General features: G+C 66.5%; 2 protein-coding genes. Both read right to left on the bottom strand.

The window, feature by feature from the left end; genetic code table 11:
- Positions 1-42 precede the first annotated feature (42 nt).
- Positions 43-1,341 (bottom strand): MFS transporter, encoded by a 1,299-nt coding sequence (locus ACFTZB_RS44430; protein WP_378442207.1) that lies wholly within the window; start codon positions 1,339-1,341, stop codon positions 43-45.
- Between the two features lie 83 nt (positions 1,342-1,424).
- A partial coding sequence (locus tag ACFTZB_RS44425) for a penicillin acylase family protein (RefSeq protein ID WP_378442205.1) occupies positions 1,425-3,231 on the bottom strand: 1,807 nt, incomplete at its 5' end.

The raw sequence follows: 3,231 nt of genomic DNA, 5'->3' as shown, positions 1-3,231 counted from the left end.
GGGCGGGCGGTGCGGCGGAGACGGTGGTCCATCGTGTTGTCGCTACGCGGAGGCGCGGACCTTCCGGGTGATCGCGACGACGCAGAGCAGGCTGAGCAGCGTGACCGCGGTGAGGTACACGGAGATCGGCGCCGACGAACCCCACCTCGCGTACAGCGCGGCGGCCACCGTCGGGGCCAGCCCACCACCGAGAACCGAACCGATCTGATAGCCGAGTGACGCACCGCTGTACCGGACTTCGGCGCTGAACAATTCGGTGAACAGTGCGGCGATCGGCCCGTACACGATGCCCATGAACACGGCCGTGCCGAGAAGCGCGATCATCATCACCGCCGGGTTCCCGAGGTCGATCAGCGGGAACAGCGCCGCCGCCCAGATCGTCAGCCCGACCGAACCGGTGACGAGCAGTCGCCGGCGGCCGTACCGGTCGGACAGCATCGACGCGAGGGGGATGACGATCAGCCACACGAACGAGGCGACCAGCGTGAAGACGAGCACCAGCGTCTTGCTCATGCCCAGGACCTTCGTCGAATAGGACAGCAGGTACGCCATGAAGATGTATCCGACGGTGTTGATGCCGACGAACGCGCCCGCGGACAGCAGCACTTCGCGCAGGTTCTCCCGCAGCACGGTGACGATCGGCAGTCGCTGATCGCGGTGCGTGTCCTTGACCTTCTCGAAGTCGGGGCTCTCGGTGATGGTGAATCGGATGACGAGACCCATCAGCACCATCACGGCGCTGGCCAGGAACGGGATCCGCCAGCCCCAGGCCAGGAACGCTTCTTCGCTGAGGCTCGTCGACACCCCGAGGAACACGAGATTTGCCAGGATCAGACCGCCGGGCACACCCATCTGCGGGAAGCTCCCGTAGAAGCCCTTCCTGTTGGCGGGCGCATGCTCGACCGCCATCAGCACGGCGCCGCCCCACTCTCCGCCGACCCCGATTCCCTGGATGAAACGCAGGGTGACCAGCAGAATCGGCGCCCAGACGCCGATGGTGGCGTAGGTGGGCAGCAGTCCGATGCCGACGGTCGCGCCGCCCATCAGCATCAGCGACAGGACGAGCATGGACTTGCGTCCGATGCGGTCACCGAAGTGGCCCATCACGACGCCGCCGATCGGCCGCGCGACGAAGCCGACGGAGAACGTCGCGAACGCGGCCAGGGTGCCCGCGATCGAGGAGAAGGACGGAAAGAACAGCGGGCCGAACACGATCGCGGCGGCCATGCCGTAGATGAAGTAGTCGTACCACTCGATGGCGGTCCCGATGAGACTGGCGCCGGCCACCTTCAGCGGCCGGACGGGCGCCTGCGGTGTCACGGAGATCTGCGTGGAGGTCATGTCGATGTCCTTCGAGGGCGCCGGGGCGGCGGACGTGCCGCCCCGGCAGGGGATGAGGAGTGCGTACCGAACTGCCGAATCCGTTAGTTCAACGTCACCTCGCCCGACTTGTTCGCATCAACCGACTGTTCGGTCAGCGGATCGGTCTTGCACTGGAAGTTCCGATACATGTCCATCTGGTCGCTGTAGTGCCGCGACCGCGTGCCGTCCGGTGCGATGAAACCACTCTGGCCGGGCGGCCCGACGGTGCAGAGGTCGGCGATGCCGTCGCCGAGCACGATGCGGTCATTCTGGGTTCCGCGATTCATGTACGGCGACAGCGACAGAATCTCGTCGCTACCGGTCTGGGGAACGCCCAGGTAGTTCTTGAAGTCGAACCGGTTCGCGCCGACCGGCAACGTCCAGCCGGCGGGGTCCGGGCCCTGCTCGGCGCGCAGCCGGTCCATCGCCTGGCCGAACGTCGAACGGAGGACGGAGAGGCGATCCGCTCCGTTGAAGAAGTCGGTGGTCTGCGGAACGCCGGACTCGTCGCCGCGCAAGGCGTTGTAGACGAGTTTCGTCGCCTCGGCGGGACGTGCGGTGCCCGCGGCAGGGTAGACCTTCGCCGCATACGACGCGTACACGTCTTCCGGAAGGTCGTCGCGGATCACCGCATCGAACAGGATCGGCAGCCACGTGCGCATGATCACCGGTTCCGGTCCGTCGTAGACGCCGTCCGCGTTGTCGTCGGTGGCCTGCCCGTCCCAGTTGCGGAGCAGGTTCACGCCCGAGGCGACGGGGTCGCCGTCCGGCAGTTGCCCGGTGGCCTGATCCAGGTACGGCAGCAGATAGTCGATGTTGAGGTCGGCGAACGACGCCTGCCTGTTGATGTCCCAGATCTCGCCGGGAGTGAATTCGTCCTTGGCCTCGAGGCGGGTGGTGATGGCCCGCACGCGGTCGACGGGGGACCAGTTGTAGCCGTCGGCGAGCGCGCCTGCCGCGGACTGGTTGTTCCAATTCGCCAGGTAGCCCTGCTCGGGGTTGTACGACTGCGGGTTGTCCTCGAAGGGCCGGATGCCCTCCCACTCCATGCTGCCGTCACCGATCGCGGGAAGCCGCAGGTCCTGGCCGGCCGGGCGGACGGGCAGTCGACCGGGAGAGACGTAGCCGATGTTTCCCTGATTGTCGGCGTAGTACCAGTTGATGGTGATGGCGACCTTCTTCGCCTGCTCGAGGAACTCGTCCCAGTTGGTGGCCTTCATGATGTCGATCCAGGCGACCAGCGACTGGATCTCGTACCCCGCCCAGCTCTCCTTCAGCGAGTACGCAGTTCCGTTCGCGGTGTCGAAGCTGGTGACCCGGCCGTGCACCGTCGAGTAGACCGGGTACGCGACGTCCGCTCCGCCGCGCACCTTGATCGTGTCGTTCCGGATCTCCATCGGGCGGTACTCGCCGTCGAATCGGTATGCGTGCTCGTTCGAGGGGTCGAGGACTTCCTGGTAGACATCGTTGACGTCGAGCGGCCCGGCGGTCGCTCCCCACGAGATCGTCTTGTTGGTGCCGAACAGAACGGTCGGGACGGCATAGGGCGTGTTGCCTGCGACGTCGAGACCGGCGCCGTGCAAACCGACGCCGTACACATAGGACGGGTTGAACCAGCCGAACTGCGGCCCGTTCATCAGGACGGACGTGCCGTCGGTGGTCTTGTCGGCGCCGACCATCCACAGATTGCTGGCCTCGGGTTTCATGTGCGGCCAGTCGCCGCCGCCCGCGTTCTTCATGCGAGTCAGATTCGCGTCGGGGAGTGCCTGCGTCACGTCGGAGAGCCCGGCTTCCGCGGTCATCGCGTGCGGTTCGTCGCCGGGCGATGTCGACTGGTCGCGGGGGACCGTGGTCGGGGCGGTGGGGTCT

It is taken from the genome of Rhodococcus sp. NPDC057014, from assembly GCF_042673295.1.
In the GTDB taxonomy this organism is placed as follows: domain Bacteria; phylum Actinomycetota; class Actinomycetes; order Mycobacteriales; family Mycobacteriaceae; genus Rhodococcus_F.
Note: the sequence above shows the minus strand (reverse complement) of the source record. Positions and strands in the feature narration are given on the sequence as shown.